The 20,661-nt window shown below is 70.7% G+C and carries 16 protein-coding genes; 12 read left to right on the top strand and 4 right to left on the bottom strand.

The annotated features are described in order from the left end of the window. Nucleotides 1-137 precede the first annotated feature (137 nt). The 4 genes from secD to ACIQAK_RS15225 all read left to right on the top strand — a co-directional run bounded on the left by secD (nt 138) and on the right by ACIQAK_RS15225 (nt 6,336). Nucleotides 138-1,913, top strand: coding sequence for a protein translocase subunit SecD (secD, locus tag ACIQAK_RS15240; RefSeq protein WP_366389859.1), 1,776 nt, complete (start codon nt 138-140; stop codon nt 1,911-1,913). Nucleotide 1,914: 1 nt separating this feature from the next. Continuing rightward, entirely contained in the window at nt 1,915-3,015 is a 1,101-nt protein-coding gene (secF, locus tag ACIQAK_RS15235) for a protein translocase subunit SecF (RefSeq protein ID WP_366389860.1), read from the top strand. Further along, nucleotides 3,015-3,566, top strand: coding sequence for an adenine phosphoribosyltransferase (locus tag ACIQAK_RS15230; RefSeq protein WP_366389861.1), 552 nt, complete (start codon nt 3,015-3,017; stop codon nt 3,564-3,566). Before secF ends, ACIQAK_RS15230 begins: the two co-directional genes overlap by 1 nt. 433 nt (nt 3,567-3,999) lie before the next feature. Then, on the top strand, nt 4,000-6,336 hold the full coding sequence (locus ACIQAK_RS15225) for a RelA/SpoT family protein (RefSeq protein ID WP_401367163.1): 2,337 nt from the start codon (nt 4,000-4,002) through the stop codon (nt 6,334-6,336). Nucleotides 6,337-6,438: 102 nt separating this feature from the next. Here ACIQAK_RS15225 and ACIQAK_RS15220 read toward each other — a convergent pair whose 3' ends face one another. Then, a complete protein-coding gene (locus ACIQAK_RS15220) occupies nt 6,439-7,668 on the bottom strand; it encodes a DUF349 domain-containing protein (RefSeq protein ID WP_366389862.1) in 1,230 nt (409 codons plus the stop codon). A 203-nt stretch (nt 7,669-7,871) separates the two neighbouring features. After that, entirely contained in the window at nt 7,872-8,666 is a 795-nt protein-coding gene (locus ACIQAK_RS15215) for a peptidylprolyl isomerase (RefSeq protein ID WP_366389863.1), read from the bottom strand. A gap of 148 nt (nt 8,667-8,814) precedes the next feature. Between ACIQAK_RS15215 and ACIQAK_RS15210 the strand changes: the two genes are divergently transcribed. From ACIQAK_RS15210 to ACIQAK_RS15195, 4 genes are all read left to right on the top strand, one after another. After that, nucleotides 8,815-9,504, top strand: coding sequence for an MBL fold metallo-hydrolase (locus tag ACIQAK_RS15210; RefSeq protein ID WP_366389864.1), 690 nt, complete (start codon nt 8,815-8,817; stop codon nt 9,502-9,504). Between the two features lie 20 nt (nt 9,505-9,524). Further along, nucleotides 9,525-10,787 carry a histidine--tRNA ligase gene (gene hisS, locus ACIQAK_RS15205; protein WP_366389865.1) on the top strand — a complete coding sequence of 421 codons (1,263 nt, stop codon included), beginning with the start codon at nt 9,525-9,527 and terminating at the stop codon, nt 10,785-10,787. Between the two features lie 330 nt (nt 10,788-11,117). Beyond that, nucleotides 11,118-11,756: a vitamin K epoxide reductase family protein gene (locus tag ACIQAK_RS15200; RefSeq protein ID WP_366389866.1), complete on the top strand. Its 639-nt coding sequence runs from the start codon at nt 11,118-11,120 to the stop codon at nt 11,754-11,756. Between the two features lie 61 nt (nt 11,757-11,817). Beyond that, a complete protein-coding gene (locus ACIQAK_RS15195) occupies nt 11,818-13,185 on the top strand; it encodes a replication-associated recombination protein A (RefSeq protein ID WP_366389867.1) in 1,368 nt (455 codons plus the stop codon). Between the two features lie 22 nt (nt 13,186-13,207). Here ACIQAK_RS15195 and ACIQAK_RS15190 read toward each other — a convergent pair whose 3' ends face one another. Continuing rightward, nucleotides 13,208-13,909 carry a DUF2470 domain-containing protein gene (locus ACIQAK_RS15190; RefSeq protein WP_366389868.1) on the bottom strand — a complete coding sequence of 234 codons (702 nt, stop codon included), beginning with the start codon at nt 13,907-13,909 and terminating at the stop codon, nt 13,208-13,210. Between the two features lie 188 nt (nt 13,910-14,097). Here ACIQAK_RS15190 and rpsD point away from each other — a divergent pair, with 188 nt between their 5' ends. Further along, entirely contained in the window at nt 14,098-14,712 is a 615-nt protein-coding gene (gene rpsD, locus ACIQAK_RS15185) for a 30S ribosomal protein S4 (RefSeq protein ID WP_015607373.1), read from the top strand. Nucleotides 14,713-14,729: 17 nt separating this feature from the next. Here rpsD and ACIQAK_RS15180 read toward each other — a convergent pair whose 3' ends face one another. After that, nucleotides 14,730-16,934 (bottom strand): AAA family ATPase, encoded by a 2,205-nt coding sequence (locus tag ACIQAK_RS15180; RefSeq protein ID WP_366389869.1) that lies wholly within the window; start codon nt 16,932-16,934, stop codon nt 14,730-14,732. A 240-nt stretch (nt 16,935-17,174) separates the two neighbouring features. Here ACIQAK_RS15180 and ACIQAK_RS15175 point away from each other — a divergent pair, with 240 nt between their 5' ends. Genes ACIQAK_RS15175 through alaS form a run of 3 tightly spaced genes read left to right on the top strand, consistent with a single transcriptional unit; the run spans nt 17,175 to nt 20,657 of the window. Beyond that, nucleotides 17,175-17,633, top strand: a complete 459-nt coding sequence (locus tag ACIQAK_RS15175) for a DUF948 domain-containing protein (RefSeq protein ID WP_366389870.1) — start codon at nt 17,175-17,177, stop codon at nt 17,631-17,633. A 7-nt stretch (nt 17,634-17,640) separates the two neighbouring features. After that, nucleotides 17,641-17,988, top strand: a complete 348-nt coding sequence (locus ACIQAK_RS15170) for a DUF6167 family protein (protein WP_366389871.1) — start codon at nt 17,641-17,643, stop codon at nt 17,986-17,988. Next, complete coding sequence (alaS, locus tag ACIQAK_RS15165; protein ID WP_366389872.1) at nt 17,988-20,657, top strand: alanine--tRNA ligase; 2,670 nt, start codon at nt 17,988-17,990, stop codon at nt 20,655-20,657. Before ACIQAK_RS15170 ends, alaS begins: the two co-directional genes overlap by 1 nt. Nucleotides 20,658-20,661: the final 4 nt, after the last annotated feature.

Raw genomic sequence — 20,661 nt, 5'->3', positions numbered from 1 at the left:
GGGGACGTCGCGCGCCCACCGGCGCGCGGCGTCCCCGGGACCGTGCAGGTCGTCTGCGGGGGCAGGTCCCCACAACACTTCGTGGCCGCTCGGGCGCGTACCCGGCGCGGGGCGGTTGGACAGGGAGAAACGAGAAGGTGGCAGCACCCAAGAAGGGCCGAGGGCCGTCCGGCGGTCAGGGGAGGCCGGGGCGTGCCCTGGTCCTGATCCTCATCGCCATGGTCGCGCTCGTCGGCGGGATGTTCCTGTCCGGGCACACCACGCCGAGGCTGGGCATCGACCTGGCCGGCGGGACGTCGATCACGCTCAAGGCGAAGAGCCAGCCCGGTAAGCCCGACTCGATCAACACGACCAACATGAACACCGCGGTCGGGATCATCGAGCGGCGCGTCAACGGGCTGGGCGTCTCCGAGGCCGAGGTCCAGACCCAGGGCCGCGACAACATCATCGTCAACATCCCCAAGGGGACCAACTCGGAGCAGGCCCGGGAGCAGGTCGGTACCACCGCCCAGCTCTACTTCCGGCCCGTTCTGACGGTGGCGGCGAGCGGCCCCGAGCAGCCCGCGCCCTCCGGCTCCGCGACCCCCTCGGGAAGCGCCACGCCCAAGCCCGGTGAGTCCGCCAAGCCGGACGACAAGGACAAGGGCGAGGAGGCCACCGGTTCGGAGGCCACCCCCTCCCCGAGCGCCACCACCCAGGGCCGTGCGGTCACCGGGGCCCTGAAGAAGGCCCCCACCCCCACGCCCACGGACTCCGGCAAGCCCAAGCCGTCCGGCTCCCCCGAGGCCTCGCCCCCTGCGGACCCGGCGACGGCCAAGCTCCAGGAGGAGTTCGCCAAGCTCGACTGCTCCGACCCCAAGCAGCGCACGGACGCGGGCAAGGACGCCCGGCCCACCGACTCCATCGTCGCCTGCGGCTCGAACGTTCCCGGCAGCTACGAGAAGTACGTGCTCGGCCCCGCCGAGGTCTCCGGCAGCGACGTCGACGACGCCAAGGGCGCCATCGACCAGCAGACCGGTGAGTGGATCGTGTCGATGGAGTTCACCTCCGCGGGCGCCAAGAAGTTCCAGACGATCACCAGCCGGCTCTCCCAGCAGCAGCCGCCGATGAACCAGTTCGCCATCGTTCTCGACGGCGAGGTCGTCTCCGCGCCCTCGGTGCGCACGGCGCTCAGCAAGAACGCCCAGATCTCCGGCAGCTTCGACCAGCAGTCCGCCGAGGACCTCGGCAACATCCTCTCCTACGGTGCGCTCCCGCTGACCTTCGAGGAATCGAGCGTCACCACGGTGACCGCCGCCCTCGGCAGCGAGCAGCTCAAGGCGGGTCTGATCGCCGGTGCGATCGGTCTGGCGCTGGTCGTGATCTACCTGGTCGCCTACTACCGCGGCCTGGCGTTCATCGCCCTGCTCAGCCTCCTGGTCTCCGGCATCCTGACGTACACGATCATGGCCTTGCTGGGCCCGGCCATCGGCTTCGCGCTGAACCTCCCAGCAGTCTGTGGAGCCATCGTCGCCATCGGCATCACAGCGGACTCCTTCATCGTGTACTTCGAACGTGTGAGAGACGAGATCCGCGAGGGCCGCACCCTGCGCCCGGCCATCGAGCGCGCCTGGCCCCGCGCCCGGCGCACCATCCTTGTCTCCGACTTCGTGTCGTTCCTGGCCGCCGCGGTGCTCTTCCTCGTCACCGTCGGCAAGGTCCAGGGCTTCGCGTTCACCCTCGGCCTGACCACACTGCTCGACGTCGTCGTGGTGTTCCTCTTCACCAAGCCGTTGATGACGCTGATGGGCCGGACGAAGTTCTTCTCCCGGGGCGGTTCCTGGTCCGGACTGGACCCGAAGCGGCTCGGCGCCCAGCCGCCGCTGCGCCGCTCGCGCCGTGTCAGCGCTTCCACCGAACCGAAGGAGGCGTGAGATGTCGCGACTCGGCAATCTCGGCGCCCGGCTTTACCGAGGCGAGGTCGGTTACGACTTCATCCGCAACCGCAAGATCTGGTACGGCGTCTCGATACTGATCACCATCACGGCGATCATCGGCGTGGCGGTCGGCGGCCTGCGGATGGGCATCGAGTTCAAGGGCGGCGCGGTCTTCACGACCGACTCCAAGGCCCGGATCTCGACCTCGCAGGCCACGGATGTGGCGACCGAGGCCTCGGGCCACCTGGCCATCGTCCAGGAGCTCGGCAACGGCGGTCTGCGCATCCAGATCACCGAGGTCGACACCGCGAAGGCCAACGAGATCAAGGAGACCCTCTCCGACGAGCTCGGCATCCCGACCGAGAAGATCAACGCGGACCTGGTCGGCCCCAGCTGGGGTGAGCAGATCGCCAACAAGGCCTGGACGGGGCTCGGGATCTTCATGATCCTGGTGGTGATCTATCTGGCGATCGCGTTCGAGTGGCGGATGGCCGTCGCCGCCCTCGTCGCGCTGATCCACGACATCACCATCACGGTCGGTGTCTACGCCCTGGTCGGCTTCGAGGTCACCCCGGGTACGGTGATCGGTCTGCTGACCATCCTCGGGTACTCCCTGTACGACACGGTGGTGGTCTTCGACAGCCTCAAGGAGGGCCAGAAGGACATCACCAAGCAGACCCGCTACACGTACAGCGAGATCGCCAACCGGTCGATCAACAGCACCCTGGTCCGCTCGATCAACACCACCGTGGTGGCGCTGCTGCCGGTGGCCGGCCTGCTGTTCATCGGTGGCGGTGTCCTCGGCGCCGGCATGCTGAACGACATCTCGCTGTCGCTGTTCGTCGGTCTCGCCGCCGGTGCGTACTCCTCGATCTTCATCGCCACACCGCTCGTCGCCGACCTCAAGGAACGCGACCCGCAGATGAAGGCGCTGAAGAAGCGGGTCCTCGCCAAGCGTGCGGCCGCCGCCGCCCGGGGCGAGTCCCCGGAGGACGACGGCCCGGCCTTCCGCCAGGACGAGGACACCGAGACCGCGGGCGCCGTGGTGGGCCAGCGTCATCAGCCCCGCGGCCACGGTCGCACGCCGGGGAAGCGCTGATGACCAGCACCGCCGAGTCCATCCGGGAGCTGCTGCTCAGCCGCATCCGTGACGTCGCGGACCACCCGAAGCCGGGGGTGGTGTTCAAGGACATCACCCCGCTGCTGGCGGACCCGGTGGCCTTCACGGCGCTCACCGACGCCCTCGCGGAGCTGTGCGTACGGCACGGCGCCACCAAGATCGTCGGCCTGGAGGCGCGCGGCTTCATCCTGGCCGCGCCCGTCGCGGTCCGGGCGGGCATCGGCTTCGTACCGGTCCGCAAGGCCGGGAAGCTCCCCGGGGCCACGCTGAGCCAGGCCTACGAGCTGGAGTACGGCAGCGCGGAGATCGAGATCCACGCCGAGGACCTCGAAGCCGAGGACCGGGTCATGATCATCGACGACGTCCTGGCCACCGGCGGCACCGCCGAGGCCTCGCTGGAGCTCATCCGCCGGACTGGCGCCCAGGTCGCGGGCGTCGCGGTCCTCCTGGAGCTCGGTTTCCTGGCGGGCCGGGCCCGGCTGGAGCCGGGCCTGCGGGGCGCTCCGCTGGAAGCGCTGATCACGGTCTGAGAACTCCTCGAAGACGAAGGGCGGGCACCCGGGAACATCCGGGTGCCCGCCTTTCGTTGTCCAAGCTCTCACCTCCCCGGGCGAGGACCCGCCGGGGGATCGTTACCATGGGCTCTCCGGGTACTCCGGATCCGCACGAGGAGCGCTCTTGCCAGACGAGGCCCAGTCAGCCGCCGCCCCGCAGCCCGACAAGCCCGTGGCGGACCCCGCCACGCCCCGGAAGGCCGCGCCCTCGAACGCGCCGAAGCCCGCGCCCCCGGAGTCGGCCGACGGTTCCGCGAGCACCCCGGCCGCCGCGGCCCCCGCGCAACCCGCCGAGCCGACGAAACCGGCCACGCCCGCGAGCCCGCCGCCGAAGACCCCCGAGCGGGGCCAGGCGGAGCCCGCCGCCACACCTCAGCCGAAACCTCCGGCCCCCGCACCCCCGGCCCCCGTGAAGCCCGCCGTCCCGGCCGGTTCCGCACCTCGCTCCGGCGGCTCGTCCAACCGGGTGCGGGCCCGCCTCGCCCGGCTCGGCGTGCAGCGCTCCAGCCCGTACAACCCGGTCCTCGAACCCCTGCTGCGTACGGTCCGGGGCAACGACCCCAAGATCGAGACGGCCACCCTCCGCCAGATCGAGCGCGCCTACCAGGTGGCCGAGCGCTGGCACCGCGGCCAGAAGCGCAAGAGCGGCGACCCGTACATCACGCACCCGCTCGCCGTCACCACGATCCTCGCCGAGCTGGGCATGGATCCGGCCACCCTGATGGCCGGGCTGCTGCACGACACCGTCGAGGACACCGAGTACGGCCTGGACACCCTCAGGCGTGAGTTCGGCGACCAGGTCGCCCTCCTGGTCGACGGCGTCACCAAGCTGGACAAGGTCAAGTTCGGCGAGGCCGCGCAGGCCGAGACCGTACGCAAGATGGTCGTCGCCATGGCCAAGGACCCCCGGGTCCTGGTCATCAAGCTCGCCGACCGGCTGCACAACATGCGCACCATGCGCTACCTCAAGCGGGAGAAGCAGGAGAAGAAGGCCCGCGAGACCCTGGAGATCTACGCCCCGCTGGCGCACCGGCTGGGCATGAACACCATCAAGTGGGAGCTGGAGGACCTCGCCTTCGCGATCCTCTACCCCAAGATGTACGACGAGATCGTCCGTCTCGTCGCCGAGCGCGCCCCCAAGCGCGACGAGTACCTCGCCATAGTGACCGACGAGGTCCAGTCCGACCTGCGCGCCGCCCGCATCAAGGCCACCGTCACCGGCCGCCCCAAGCACTACTACAGCGTCTACCAGAAGATGATCGTGCGAGGCCGCGACTTCGCCGAGATCTACGACCTGGTGGGCATCCGCGTCCTCGTCGACACCGTCCGCGACTGCTACGCGGCGCTCGGCACCGTCCACGCCCGGTGGAACCCGGTGCCCGGGCGGTTCAAGGACTACATCGCGATGCCCAAGTTCAACATGTACCAGTCGCTGCACACCACGGTGATCGGCCCCAGCGGCAAGCCCGTCGAGCTCCAGATCCGCACCTTCGACATGCACCGCCGCGCCGAGTACGGCATCGCCGCGCACTGGAAGTACAAGCAGGAGGCCGTCGCCGGCGCCTCCAAGGTCCGTACCGACGTCCCCAAGAACACCGGACGCGGCCAGGACACCGTCAACGACATGGCGTGGCTGCGCCAGCTCCTGGACTGGCAGAAGGAGACCGAGGACCCCAGCGAGTTCCTGGAGTCCCTGCGCTTCGACCTCTCGCGCAACGAGGTCTTCGTCTTCACACCCAAGGGCGACGTGATAGCGCTGCCCGCCGGCGCGACCCCCGTCGACTTCGCGTACGCCGTCCACACCGAGGTCGGCCACCGGACCATAGGCGCACGCGTCAACGGGCGGCTCGTCCCGCTCGAATCGACGCTCGACAACGGCGACCTGGTGGAGGTCTTCACCTCCAAGGCGGCCGGCGCCGGACCCTCCCGGGACTGGCTCGGCTTCGTCAAGTCACCGCGCGCCCGCAACAAGATCCGCGCCTGGTTCTCCAAGGAACGCCGCGACGAGGCCATCGAGCAGGGCAAGGACGCCATCGCGCGGGCCATGCGCAAGCAGAACCTGCCGATCCAGCGCATCCTGACCGGCGACTCCCTGGTCACCCTCGCCCACGAGATGCGCTACCCCGACATCTCCTCGCTGTACGCGGCGATCGGCGAAGGCCATGTCGCGGCGGCCGGCGTCGTACAGAAGCTGGTGCAGGCCCTCGGCGGCCACGACGAGGCCAACGAGGACCTCGCCGAGTCGACTCCGCCCTCCCACGGCCGCAGCAAGCGCCGCGCCAACGCCGACCCCGGCGTCGTCGTCAAGGGCGTCGAGGACGTCTGGGTCAAGCTCGCCCGCTGCTGTACGCCCGTCCCCGGCGACCCGATCATCGGCTTCGTCACCCGGGGCAGCGGCGTCTCGGTGCACCGCGCCGACTGCGTCAACGTGGAGTCGCTCTCGCAGCAGCCCGAGCGGATCCTCGACGTCGAATGGGCCCCCACCCAGTCCTCGGTCTTCCTGGTCGCCATCCAGGTCGAGGCGCTGGACCGCTCCCGGCTCCTGTCCGACGTCACGCGGATCCTCTCCGACCAGCACGTCAACATCCTCTCGGCGGCCGTCCAGACCTCCCGCGACCGGGTGGCCACCTCACGCTTCACCTTCGAGATGGGCGACCCCAAGCACCTGGGCCACGTCCTGAAGGCCGTACGCGGTGTGGAGGGCGTCTACGACGTCTACCGGGTCACCTCGGCCCGCAGGCCGTAACAGCGGCAACGGATGGCCGCAGGCCGTAACAGCGGCAACGGAAGGCCCCGGTACGCGATGCGTACCGGGGCCTTCCGACAGCCGTCCAGCCGTCCAGTCGTCTCAGCCGCCGAACTCCTCCAGGCCCTTGAGCGCCTGGTCCAGCAGCGCCTGGCGGCCCTCCAGCTCCTTGGCCAGCTTGTCCGCGCGGGCGTTGTTGCCCGCGGCGCGCGCGGTGTCGATCTGGCCGCGCAGCTTGTCCACCGCCCCCTGGAGCTGACCGGTCAGACCCTCGGCGCGGGCCCGCGCCTCCGGGTTCGTCCGGCGCCACTCGGACTCCTCGGCCTCCTGGAGCGCCCGCTCCACCGCCTGCATCCGGCCCTCGACCTTCGGGCGGGCGTCACGCGGTACGTGGCCGATGGCCTCCCAGCGCTCGTTGACGGACCGGAACGCGGCCCGGGCCGCCTTCAGGTCCTTCACCGGCACCAGCTTCTCGGCCTCGGTGGCGAGCTCCTCCTTGAGCTTGAGGTTCTCGCCCTGCTCGGCGTCGCGCTCAGCGAAGACCTCGCCGCGGGCGGCGAAGAACACGTCCTGGGCACCGCGGAAGCGGTTCCACAGGTCGTCCTCGGCCTCGCGCTGGGCGCGGCCGGCGGCCTTCCACTCGGTCATCAGGTCGCGGTAGCGCGCGGCCGTGGTCACCCAGTCCGTGGAACCGGACAGCGCCTCGGCCTCGGTGACCAGCTTCTCCTTGGCCTTGCGGGCGTCATCACGCTGGGCGTCCAGCGCGGCGAAGTGGGCCTTGCGCCGCTTGGAGAACGCGGACCGGGCGTGCGAGAAGCGGTGCCACAGCTCGTCGTCCGACTTGCGGTCCAGCCGGGGGAGACCCTTCCAGGTGTCCACCAGCGCCCGCAGCCGCTCACCGGCCGACCGCCACTGCTCGCTCTGCGCCAGCTCCTCCGCCTCGGCGACCAGGGCCTCCTTGGCCTCCTTGGCCTCGTCGGTCTGCTTCGCCTTGAGGGCCTTGCGCTCCTCGCGCCGCGCCTCGACCGTCGCCACGAGCCCGTCCAGACGCTTGCGGAGTGCGTCCAGGTCGCCCACCGCGTGGTGCTCGTCGACCTGCTGGCGCAGATGGCCGATCGCGGTCGTCGCGTCCTTCGCCGACAGGTCGGTGGTCTTCACCCGCCGTTCGAGGAGGCCGATCTCGACCACAATGCCGTCGTACTTGCGCTCGAAGTAGGCCAGAGCCTCCTCGGGGGAACCGGCCTGCCACGATCCGACGACCTGCTCGCCGTCGGCTGTACGCACGTACACGGTGCCCGTCTCGTCGACGCGGCCCCACGGGTCGCTGCTCACAGCGCCTCCTCCACCTGATGCCTGCGAGGGGGTTCGCCCCCCGGGCATCGTCCACAGTTTCCTCGGGCGGGCCTCGCCCGCCCTGCACAACGCCAATCTAGGCGACCGGCCACCCGGCTGTCCGCACTCAGCGCGGCTGAAATTCTCCGCTCCCGTCCTTCCGGCCCGGGCCGGAAGTCCAGCCTCCGGGCCGTGCGTCCGGATCAGTCCTTCTCGACGGTCGCCTTCTCGATCTCCACGGCCTTCTTGGGCGCACCGTCGCCCGCGCCGCCTTCCACACCCGCGGCGCCGACCTTCTCCACGGCCTTCAGGGAGGCCTTGTCGAGCTTGCCGAACGGGGTGTACGTAGGTGGCAGCTTGGTGTCCTTGTAGACCAGGAAGAACTGGCTGCCGCCGGAGCCCGGCTGGCCGGTGTTGGCCATCGCCACCGTGCCCGCCGGGAACGTCACCGTGCCGTCGGCCCCCGCCTTGCCGAGCGCCGTGAGGTTCTCGTCCGGGATGTTGTAGCCGGGACCGCCCGTGCCGTCGCCCTTCGGGTCACCGCACTGCAGGACGAAGATGCCCTGCGTGGTGAGCCGGTGGCACTTCGTCCCGTCGAAGTAGCCCTTGTCGGCGAGCGCCTTGAAGGAGTTCGCGGTGTGCGGGGTCTTCGCCCCGTCCATCGAGAACGCTATGTCGCCCTGGCTGGTGCCGAGCGACATCGTGTACGACGCCTTCTTGTCGATCTTCATCGGCGGCGCGGGAGCCTTGCTCTCGCTCTTCGAAGGCGTCGGCTCCGGGCTCCGGCTCGCGGCCGCGTCGTTCTTCTTGTCGTCCTTGCCGTCGTCCTTGCCCGCCACGACGAACGCGCTCACACCCGCGACGGCGATGACGGCCACCGACGCCGCGACGATCGCGGTGACGCGCCTGGTCCTGCTCCGGGCTTCCTCCCGGCGCTTCTGCTGGCGCTCGAACTTCTCCCGGGCGAGCTGCCGCCGCCGCTGTTCGCTGCTGGACACCGGTTGGGCTCCTTGTTACGTCGTGGGATCGGGGCTGGGCTGCCCGTACCGTATATGGGTTACCTGTGTCATGAGGAGCGCCGGTAGGCTCTGATCCGCTGCATCCTCCGCTGCGGCCGCATCCTCCGGACGAACATTAAGGACGATCGTGCTCATTGCCGGGTTCCCCGCCGGGGCCTGGGGGACCAATTGCTACCTGGTCGCCCCCGCCGCCGGTGAGGAGTGCGTGATCATCGACCCGGGCCACCAGGCCGCCCAGGGCGTCGAGGAAGCGCTGAAGAAGCATCGGCTCAAGCCCGTCGCCGTCGTGCTCACCCACGGCCACATCGACCATGTCGCCTCGGTCGTCCCCGTCTGCGGCGCCCACGACGTCCCCGCCTGGATCCACCCCGAGGACCGCTACATGATGAGCGACCCGGAGAAGGCGCTCGGCCGTTCCATCGGGATGCCGCTCATGGGCGAGCTGACCGTGGGGGAGCCGGACGACGTCAAGGAGCTGACCGACGGGTCGAAGCTGACCCTGGCCGGCCTGGAGTTCGGCGTCTCGCACGCGCCCGGCCATACCAAGGGGTCGGTGACGTTCAAGATGCCCGAGGCCGCGGACATCCCGCCGGTCCTCTTCTCGGGCGACCTGCTCTTCGCCGGCTCCGTCGGACGCACCGACCTGCCCGGCGGCGACCACGCCGAGCTGCTCGAGTCGCTGGCCCGCGTGTGCCTGCCGCTCGACGACTCGACCGTGGTGCTGTCCGGCCACGGCCCCCAGACGACCATCGGCCGCGAGCGCGCCACCAACCCGTTCCTGAACGGTCTGGACGCGTCACCGCGCCGAGGACTGTAGAAGACGAGAGACGTAACTACGTGAGCACCTTTCAGGCCCCCAAGGGCACGTACGACCTGACCCCGCCGGACTCCGCGAAGTTCCTGGCGGTGCGCGAGGCCATCGCGGCCCCGCTGCGCGACTCCGGTTACGGCTACATCGAGACGCCCGGCTTCGAGGACGTCGAACTCTTCGCGCGCGGTGTCGGTGAGTCCACCGACATCGTCACCAAGGAGATGTACACCCTCACCACCAAGGGCGGCGCGGAGCTGGCGCTGCGCCCCGAGGGCACGGCGTCCGTGCTGCGCGCCGCCCTGGAGGCCAACCTCCACAAGGCGGGCAACCTCCCCGTCAAGCTCTGGTACTCCGGCTCGTACTACCGCTACGAGCGCCCGCAGAAGGGGCGCTACCGCCACTTCTCGCAGGTCGGCGCCGAGGCCATCGGCACCGAGGACCCGGTCCTGGACGCCGAGCTGATCATCCTCGCCGACCAGGCGTACCGCTCGCTGGGGCTGCGCCAGTTCCGCATCCTGCTGAACTCGCTCGGCGACAAGGAGTGCCGCCCCGTCTACCGCGAGGCGCTCCAGACCTTCCTGCGCGACCTCGACCTCGACGAGGAGACCCGCCGCCGCATCGAGATCAACCCGCTGCGCGTCCTGGACGACAAGCGGGCCGACGTACAGAAGCAGCTCACCGACGCCCCCAAGCTCCGCGACTACCTCTGCGACGCCTGCAAGGGGTACCACGAGGAGGTCCGCGCGCTGCTGACGGCGGCCGCAGTCGGGTACGAGGACGACGAGAAGCTCGTCCGCGGCCTCGACTACTACACCCGCACCACCTTCGAGTTCGTCCACGACGGCCTCGGCTCCCAGTCCGCGGTGGGCGGCGGCGGCCGCTACGACGGCCTCTCCGAGATGATCGGCGGCCCCGCGCTGCCGTCGGTCGGCTGGGCCCTCGGCGTGGACCGCACGGTCCTCGCGCTGGAGGCCGAGGGCGTCGAGCTCGACCTGCCCGTCACCACCAGCGTGTACGCGGTCCCGCTCGGCGAGGAGGCCCGCCGGGCCCTGTTCGGCGTCGTCACGGAGCTGCGCCGGGCGGGCGTCGCCGCCGACTTCGCCTTCGGCGGCCGCGGCCTGAAGGGCGCGATGAAGAGCGCCAACCGCTCGGGCGCCCGCTTCACCCTGGTGGCGGGCGAACGCGATCTGGCCGAGGGAGTCGTCCAGCTCAAGGACATGGAGTCCGGCGAGCAGAGCGCGGTGCCGCTGGCCGAGGTCGCGGCGGAGCTGACGACGCGGCTGGGCTGAGCGAGCCGGGAACCGGGGCGCGGCGGGGGAAGATTTCATGCTTCCCGCGCCGCGCCGCGCCCCGCCGTCGCCGAGGACCCGACGCCCTAGGACAGCGGGCCGTACGTCACCAGGTCGTACGTCACCAAGTCGTACGTCAACATGGAGAGGTCCGGTTCATCCCGCCACACCGTTTCCGCTTCGGGGAGCCCGGACCGCGCCGGTTGCCCGACGGAGGGCAGGTCCCTCGCCCACCGGCCGTACACCTTTATGTCCATCGAACAGCTGACCCGTCCCGGGGTGCGGCACAATGACCGTGCCCGGCTGACCACTCAGTGATGGAACGGCGATATGACGACTGCAGCGGTAGACCACCACCCCTCATCCGACCAGGACGAGGACGGCGGCAAGCGCACCTTCGGGGCCGGCCGCGGTCTCGCCCTGCTCCTGGTGATCACCGGTGCGGCCGGACTGCTGGCCTCCTGGGTCATCACGATCGACAAGTTCAAGTTGCTGGAGGACCCTTCCTTCACCCCCGGCTGCAGCCTCAACCCGGTCGTCGCGTGCGGCAACATCATGAAGAGCGAGCAGGCCGCGGCGTTCGGGTTCCCCAACCCGATGCTCGGCCTGGTCACGTTCGGGATGGTCATCGCCATCGGGATGGGGCTGCTGGCCGGCGCCCGCTACCGCGGCTGGTTCTGGCTCGGCCTCAACGCGGGCACCCTGTTCGGGGTCGGCTTCTGCACCTGGCTCCAGTACCAGTCGCTGTACAACATCAACTCGCTCTGCCTGTGGTGCTGCCTGGCCTGGGTCGCCACGATCGTCATGTTCTGCTACGTGACCACGCACAACGTCAGGCACCGCATCCTCCCCGCGCCCGCGTGGCTGCGGAACGGGCTGACCGAGTTCCCCTGGGTGCTTCCGGTCCTGTGGATCGGTGTCATCGGCATGCTGATCCTGACCCGCTGGTGGGACTTCTGGACCAGCTGATCACCGACCACCCGGTAGGTGACCCGGGGCGTTGTCAGTGGGGTCGCATAGGCTTCATGATGTGGAGCCCGACCTCTTTACCGCAGCCGCCGAAGACCGCCAGGAGAAGGACCCGTCCAGCAGCCCGCTCGCTGTCCGGATGCGTCCGCGCATCCTCGACGAGGTCGTCGGCCAGCAGCACCTGCTGAAGCCGGGCTCGCCGCTGCGCCGGCTGGTCGAGGGGAGCGGCGGTCCGGCCGGCGCGTCGTCGGTGATCCTGTGGGGGCCGCCCGGCACCGGCAAGACGACCCTGGCGTACGTGGTCAGCAAGGCCACCAACAAGCGCTTCGTCGAGCTCTCCGCGATCACCGCGGGCGTCAAGGAGGTCCGGGCCGTCATCGAGAGCGCGCGCCGCGCCACCGGCGGCTTCGGCAAGGAGACCGTCCTCTTCCTGGACGAGATCCACCGCTTCTCCAAGGCCCAGCAGGACTCCCTGCTCCCCGCCGTGGAGAACCGTTGGGTGACCCTGATCGCCGCCACCACGGAGAATCCGTACTTCTCGATCATCTCCCCGCTGCTGTCGCGCTCCCTGCTGCTCACCCTGGAGCCGCTGACCGACGACGACCTGCGCGATCTGCTGCGCCGGGCGCTGACCGACGAGCGCGGGCTCGGCGGAGCGGTCACTCTTCCCGAGGACGCGGAGGCGCATCTGCTGCGCATCGCCGGTGGCGACGCGCGCCGGGCGCTCACCGCCCTGGAGGCGGCCGCCGGTGCGGCGCTCGCCACGCACGAGGCGGAGATCACGCTGGAGACGGTCGAGGCGACCGTCGACCGGGCCGCCGTGAAGTACGACCGGGACGGTGACCAGCACTACGACGTGGCCAGCGCGCTCATCAAGTCCATCCGCGGCTCCGATGTGGACGCCGCCCTGCATTACCTCGCCCGGATGATCGAGGCGGGGGAGGACCCCCGGTTCATCGCCCGGCGGCTGATGATCTCCGCCAGCGAGGACATCGGCCTCGCCGATCCCACCGCCCTGCCGACGGCGGTGGCGGCCGCCCAGGCCGTGGCGATGATCGGCTTCCCGGAGGCGGCACTCACCCTCAGCCACGCCACCATCGCCCTGGCACTCGCGCCCAAGTCCAACGCGGCGACGCTGGCCGTCTTCGCCGCCCAGGAGGACGTACGCAAAGGGCTCGCGGGCCCCGTCCCGGCCCATCTGCGCGACGGCCACTACAAGGGCGCCGCCAAGCTCGGCCACGCCCAGGGCTATGTCTATCCGCACGACGTCCAGGGCGGCATCGCCGCCCAGCAGTACGCCCCGGACGCGGTCCGCGACCGCGTCTACTACACCCCCACCCGGCACGGCGCCGAGGCGCGGTACGCGGACGTGGTGGAGCGGGTCCGCGAGCGCCTGGGCCGTACCGGCGGCGGTACGGACCCGTCCTGAACCGCTGATGACGGCCCCGCGATCAGGACGCGGCCGCCTCGACGAGCGTGTGCATCGCCCGGCGCAGCTCGGTGACGTCCCGTACGGGCTCCGGGAACTCGAAGCGGGCGTCGAAGCACGACCCCTTGTCCTCCACGAAGCGCACCCGCAGCCCGAAGCGGTCCAGCGCCACGGGCACGGCGGTGGGCTGGTGGGAGGAGCAGGCCCGCGCCGTGCGCTCCCCGAGCAGCCCGCACAGGGTGCGCATCTGCTCGTCGTGGGCGGAGTGCAGGTGCTGGAGCAGCTCCGCCTCGTGGCCGGCCAGCGGATCGGGGGCGGCGTCCCGGAAGTCCTCCGCCTCGATGTCCTCGGCGCCCCAGAGGTCGTCAACGTACGCCTCGCCGAACTCGAGGCGCAGCATCATGCGGCCCGGTTCCGCGAGGCCGGGTACGGAGGTGAGCCAGCCGGAGACCCAGGCGCGGCCGCGGATGCGGTGCGGTACGGAGACCGGGGCGACGTCCGTGATCTCCAGCACGGCCGTCAGCTCGTCGCCCTGCGCGTGGGTGGCGGCCCGGACTGCCGGGGAATCGGCGGGGAACTCGAGGAACAGATCGCCCTCGGGTCCCACGCTCCTGCTGTCCGGGACCAGGGGTTCGGCGCGGGCCAGATCCAGTCCCGGTACGACCAGCAGTGCGGAGCAGGTACTCTGTACGAGAGTTCGTGTGCGCTCGGCTGCTGACGGCATCCGAGTGTTTTCAAGCCCGCTGGGACGCGGCTGACCACGATCAGATCGGCCTTCCGTCGTAGCAGCACCTTCAGGTGTGCTGCCGCTGTCTGTGCTGTCCGTGACGTGAGTGGTGTTCCCAGGGCGAGACATGCGATCTCCTTGAGTAAGGTAAGCCTAACCTAACCTACAACGGAGGTCTGGAGAACGTGCCTAACCAGTCGCGTCCCAAGGTCAAGAAGTCGCGTGCCCTCGGCATCGCTCTGACGCCCAAGGCTGTCAAGTACTTCGAAGCGCGTCCGTACCCGCCGGGCGAGCACGGCCGTGGCCGCAAGCAGAACTCGGACTACAAGGTCCGTCTGCTGGAGAAGCAGCGCCTGCGTGCGCAGTACGACATCAGCGAGCGCCAGATGGCGCGCGCCTACGACCGCGCCAAGAAGGCCGAAGGCAAGACGGGCGAGGCGCTGGTCGTCGAGCTCGAGCGCCGTCTCGACGCCCTGGTCCTGCGTTCGGGCATCGCCCGCACCATCTACCAGGCCCGTCAGATGGTCGTCCACGGCCACATCGAGGTCAACGGTGGCAAGGTCGACAAGCCGTCCTTCCGCGTGCGCCCCGACGACGTCGTCCAGGTCCGCGAGCGCAGCCGCACCAAGGTCCCCTTCCAGGTGGCCCGCGAGGGTGGTTACGACACCGACGGTGAGACCCCGCGCTACCTCCAGGTGAACCTGAAGGCCCTGGCCTTCCGCCTGGACCGGGACCCGAACCGCAAGGAGATCCCGGTGATCTGCGACGAGCAGCTCGTCGTCGAGTACTACGCCCGCTGATCCAGGCGTAGCCGCTCTCACCAGTGCTCCGGCCCGCCCCTCCCTGTCATCCGGGAGGCGGCGGGCCTTCGCATTCCCCCGGGAGCCGGCCCACCGCCCGCCCCGGATGTGCCGCGCCGCTCCCGCGGACCGCCGCCGGCCAGCCCCCGCTCGACCGCGGCGGCCCGGTCCAGCCGCCTCCCGGCCCGCAACCCCGCCTCGTACGCCGCGTCCCCCAGCTCCCGGCGCACCTGCTCCTCGCACTCCACCCGTGGCCGGCCGAAATACACCGAGCCGAACAGCGGCAGCCCCACCGACGGCCAGATCCGCTCCGCCGCCCCCTGGAGCACCGCGGCCTCCCCGGCGCCGCCCTCCACCACCGTCACCAGCGCCAGCAGCTCCAGCGAGAGCGCGGTGGCCAGCAGGTCGTCGAAGGTCCGGCCGATCGCCAGGCACTCCCCGAGCATCCCCCGCGCCCGCTCCGGTTGGCCGCGCCGCAGCGCCGCGTACGCCAGGACGTAGAGCGCGTACGCCAGCGCCCACCGCTCCCCGTGGTCCTCGCAGACCCCCCGTACCTCCTCGCAGATGGCCGCCGCCGCGTCCAGATCGCCCTGGAACGCCACCGCCATGGCCAGCTCGACCTGCGCCATCACCACATTGCTGTTCAGTTCGCCGATCTCGCGGTAGCGGCCGAGCGCGTCACGCAGCAGCTCCTCGGCGCGGGGCGGGTCGTCCGTGACGATCGCCAGGCAGCCCGTGCGGTGCACGGCGTACGCCATCGCCGTGGCGTCCCCGGACCGCTCGGCCTCCTCCCGGCACTCATGGAGCGCCGAGACCGCCCCGACCGCGTCGCCCTGGAGCACCGCCACATAACCCAGCACCCACAGCACCTTGAGCCGCGAGGCGTCGTAGGGGGTCGGCTCCTCCAGTACGTGCTCCAGCCAGTACCGCCCCTCCGACAGCCGTCCGCACCCGGCCCAGTAGAACCAGAGCGAGCCCGCCAGGTGGTGGGCCAGGTGGACCTCGGCGGGGCTCTCCATGGAGCACTCCATCGCCCGTCGGAGGTTGGGCAGCTCACTGTCGATCCGGGCCGCCACCTCCGCCTGGCGCGGGGAGAACCAGTCCAGTTCGCACCAGGTCGCGAGACCCAGGAACCAGTCCCGGTGGCGGCGCCGCATCCGCCAGGTGTCCCCGGCCGCCGCCAGCCACTCGGCGCCGTACTCGCGGACCGACTCCAGCAGCCGGTAGCGGGTCCCGACCGCACCGTCCTCGCGCTCCACCACCGACTGGGCCAGCAGCTCCTCCAGCACGTCGAGCACCGAGTCGGCCGGCAGACCGGCCCCGCCGCAGACGTACTCGGCGGCCTCCAGGTCGAACTGCCCGGCGAAGACCGACAGCCGGGCCCACAGCAGCCGCTGCGCGGGCGTACACAGCTCATGGCTCCAGCCGATCGCCGTACGCAGCGCCCGGTGGCGGGGCGGAGCACCACGGCTGCCGCCCGTCAGCAGCCGGAACCGGTCGTCCAGACGCAGCAGCACCTGGTCGACCGAGAGCGCGCGCAGCCGCCCCGCCGCCAGCTCCAGCGCCAGCGGAATCCCGTCCAGGCGGTGGCAGAGCTCCAGGGCCGCCGCCCGGTCCCCGGCCGTCGGCTCCCGGTCCGGCCGCACCGCCCGGGCCCGCCCCCAGAAGAGCTCCGCCGCGTCCTCGTCGCACATCGGAGCGAGGGGGAACGTCACCTCGCCGTCCACCAGGAGGGGGCGCCGCCCGGCGGCGAGCACCTGGAGCCGGGGCGCGCGGCGCAGCAACTCCCGTACGAGGTCGGCGCAGCGGTCGACGAGATGCTCGAAGCCGTCCAGCACCAGCAGCGCCCGACGCTCACGGAGGTGCTCCACGAGGACGGTGCGCGGCGGTCTGCCGGTGTGATCGGTCAGCCCCAGCGCCTCGGCCACGGCGTGTTCCAGCAGGCCGGGATCGTGGACGGGGGACAGCTCGGCGAGCCAGACCCCGTCGCAGTACCGTTTCTCCATCAAAGCGGCGACCTTGCCGACGCACCGGGTCTTGCCCACGCCCGCCACTCCGACGACGGTGACGAGCCGGGACTCCTCCAGCAGCCCGCCCAGCGCGTCCAGTTCGCCACCGCGGCCCACGAACCGGTTCAGCTCCGCCGGGACGTTGCCGGCCGGGGCCGTGCGGCGGGAGTCCGGATCGTCCGGGTTCGGGGAGGGGTGCTGCAGGCGTCGCATGAAACACGCAGAGTACTGGCCCGAAAGCTCTCCGTGCAATCGCGTCCGCGGGCCCGGGCCCCGTCCCGGGAGAATGCCGCAGGACCGGCGGGGAATGCGGTAGGGGAGAAGATGTGCGGCGCGATAGGCTCGTGGGACGACGATCGGGCGCGCGGGCAGCAGCCGGCCGCACCGGCGGAGACAAGCCCCGGCAGGGGCCGATCGATGAGCAGAGAGCGGTGCACAGTGTCCGGTGGAGAGGTGGCCGGGATTCTCGTGGCCGTCTTCTGGGCGATCCTGGTCTCGTTCCTCGCCGTGGTGCTGGTGAGGCTCGCCCAGACGCTGAAGGCGACCACCAAACTCGTGGCGGACGTGACCGAACAGGCCGTTCCGCTGCTGGCCGACGCGTCGGCGACGGTGCGGTCCGCGCAGACCCAGTTGGACAAGGTCGACGCCATCGCGAGCGACGTCCAGGAGGTCACCTCCAACGCCTCCGCGCTCTCCACCACCGTCGCCTCCACCTTCGGCGGCCCGCTCGTCAAGGTGGCCGCGTTCGGTTACGGCGTACGGCAGGCCCTCGGCCGCCGCACCGCCCCCGAGCCCGCACCGGAACCGGCGCGGAGCCGCTCCTCCCGCCGCACGGTGATCGTCGGCCGAACCGTACCTTCGGCGCGCGGACGCAAGCGCGAACGCCGAGACACCCGCGGACAGAAGGACTGATCCAGCGATGTTCCGCCGCACGTTCTGGTTCACCGCCGGCGCAGCCGCCGGTGTCTGGGCCACCACCAAGGTCAACCGCAAGATCAAGCAGCTGACGCCCGAGAGCCTCGCGGCGCAGGCCGCCGACAAGGCGATCGAGACCGGCCACCGGATCAAGGACTTCGCACTGGACGTCCGCGAGGGCATGGTCCGGCGCGAAGCCGAACTGGGCGGCGCCCTGGGCCTGGAGGCACCGGTCGACCCCGACCTCCCCGTACAGCGGCACTACGCCGTCGAGGCGTCCGAGCCGCCCGCGGACAAGAACACGTACCGCAAGCTCCCCTACAACTCGAACAACCGGAATGAGGACCACTGATGGAGTCGGCTGAAATCCGCCGCCGCTGGCTGAGCTTCTTCGAGGAGCGCGGTCACACCGCCGTGCCTTCGGCGTCGCTCATCGCGGACGACCCGACTCTGCTGCTGGTCCCCGCGGGCATGGTCCCCTTCAAGCCGTACTTCCTCGGCGAGGTCAAGCCGCCCGCCCCGCGCGTCACCAGCGTGCAGAAGTGCGTGCGTACGCCGGACATCGAAGAGGTCGGCAAGACCACCCGGCACGGCACCTTCTTCCAGATGTGCGGCAACTTCTCCTTCGGGGACTACTTCAAGGAAGGCGCCATCCAGCTCGCCTGGGAGGCCCTGACCAACTCCGTCGAGGACGGCGGTTACGGTCTCGACCCCGAAAAGCTCTGGATCACCGTCTACCTCGACGACGACGAGGCCGAGTCCATCTGGCGCGACAAGATCGGCGTCCCCGCCGAGCGCATCCAGCGCCTGGGCAAGAAGGACAACTTCTGGTCCATGGGCGTGCCCGGACCCTGCGGCCCGTGCTCCGAGATCAACTACGACCGCGGCCCCGAGTTCGGCGTCGAGGGCGGCCCCGCCATCAACGACGAGCGCTACGTGGAGATCTGGAACCTGGTCTTCATGCAGTACGAGCGCGGCGCCGGCGACGGCAAGGAGGACTTCCCGATCCTCGGGGACCTGCCGTCGAAGAACATCGACACCGGACTCGGCCTCGAACGCCTCGCCATGATCCTGCAGGGCGTGCAGAACATGTACGAGACCGACACCCTGCGCGTCGTCATGGACAAGGCCACCGAGCTGACCGGCGTCCGCTACGGCGCCGAGAGGGCCACGGACGTCTCGCTCCGCGTCGTCGCCGACCATATCCGTACGTCGGTGATGCTCATCGGCGACGGCGTCACCCCCGGCAACGAGGGCCGCGGCTACGTGCTGCGCCGCATCATGCGCCGCGCCATCCGCAACATGCGCCTGATGGGCGCCACCGGCTTGGTCGTCAAGGACCTGGTCGACGTCGTGATCGACACGATGGGGCTCCAGTACCCGGAGCTGGTCACCGACCGCAAGCGCATCGAGACGGTCGCGCTCGCCGAGGAGGCCGCCTTCCTCAAGGCCCTCAAGGGCGGCACCAACATCCTGGAGAGCGCCGTCACCGAGACCAGGGCCGCCGGCGGCCAGGTCCTCCTCGGCGACAAGGCGTTCCTGCTCCACGACACCTGGGGCTTCCCGATCGACCTGACCCTGGAGATGGCCGCCGAGCAGGGGCTCTCCGTGGACGAGGACGGCTTCCGCCGCCTCATGCAGGAGCAGCGCGACAAGGCCAAGGCCGACGCCCGCGCCAAGAAGACCGGTCACGCCGACCTGTCCGCCTACCGCGAGGTCGCCGACACCTCCGGCGCCACCGAGTTCACCGGCTACACCTCCACCGCCGGCGAGTCCACCATCGTCGGCCTGCTGGTCGACGGTGTGCCCTCGCCCGCCGCCACCGAGGGCGACGAGGTCGAGGTCGTCCTCGACCGCACCCCCTTCTACGCCGAGGGCGGCGGCCAGCTCGCCGACACCGGCCGCATCCGGCTCGACACCGGTGCCGTGATCGAGATCCGCGACGTCCAGAAGCCGGTCCCCGGCGTCCACGTCCACAAGGGTGTCGTCCAGGTCGGCGAGGTCACGGTCGGGGCCCCGGTCTTCGCCGCCATCGACTCCACCCGCCGCCGGGCCATCGCCCGTGCCCACAGCGCCACCCACCTCACCCACCAGGCGCTGCGCGACGCGCTCGGCCCGACGGCCGCCCAGGCCGGTTCGGAGAACTCGCCGGGCCGCTTCCGCTTCGACTTCGGTTCGCCCGCCGCCGTTCCCGGCACGGTCCTGACCGACGTCGAGCAGAAGATCAACGAGGTCCTCTCCCGCGAGCTCGACGTCCAGGCCGAGGTCATGTCGATCGACGAGGCCAGGAAGCAGGGCGCCATCGCCGAGTTCGGCGAGAAGTACGGCGAGCGGGTGCGGGTCGTCACCATCGGCGACTTCTCCAAGGAGCTGTGCGGCGGCACCCACGTCCACAACACCGCCCAGCTCGGCCTGGTCAAGCTGCTCGGCGAGTCCTCCATCGGCTCCGGCGTGCGCCGGATCGAGGCCCTCGTGGGCGTGGACGCGTACAACTTCCTCGCCCGGGAGCACACGGTCGTCGCGCAGCTCCAAGAGCTGGTCAAGGGCCGTCCCGAGGAGCTCCCGGAGAAGATCGCGGGCATGCTCGGCAAGCTGAAGGACGCCGAGAAGGAGATCGAGAAGTTCCGCGCGGAGAAGGTCCTGGCCGCCGCCGCCGGACTCGTCGAGTCCGCCAAGGACGTCCGGGGCGTCGCCCTGGTCACCGGCCAGGTCCCCGACGGCACCTCCGCCGACGACCTGCGCAAGCTGGTCCTCGACGTGCGCGGGCGCATCCAGGGCGGCCGGCCGGCCGTCGTGGCCCTGTTCACCACGGCCAACGGCCGTCCGCTCACGGTCATCGCCACCAACGAGGCCGCCCGCGAGCGCGGTCTCAAGGCCGGTGACCTCGTCCGTACGGCGGCCAAGACGCTCGGCGGCGGTGGCGGCGGCAAGCCGGACGTCGCCCAGGGCGGTGGCACCGACCCGGCCGCCATCGGTGACGCCGTGGCCGCTGTCGAACGCCTCGTCACCGAGACCGCGTGACCGG

It is taken from the genome of Streptomyces sp. NPDC088706 (genome assembly GCF_044752765.1).
Taxonomy (GTDB): domain Bacteria; phylum Actinomycetota; class Actinomycetes; order Streptomycetales; family Streptomycetaceae; genus Streptomyces.
This window is presented reverse-complemented; position numbering and strand designations above follow the sequence as displayed.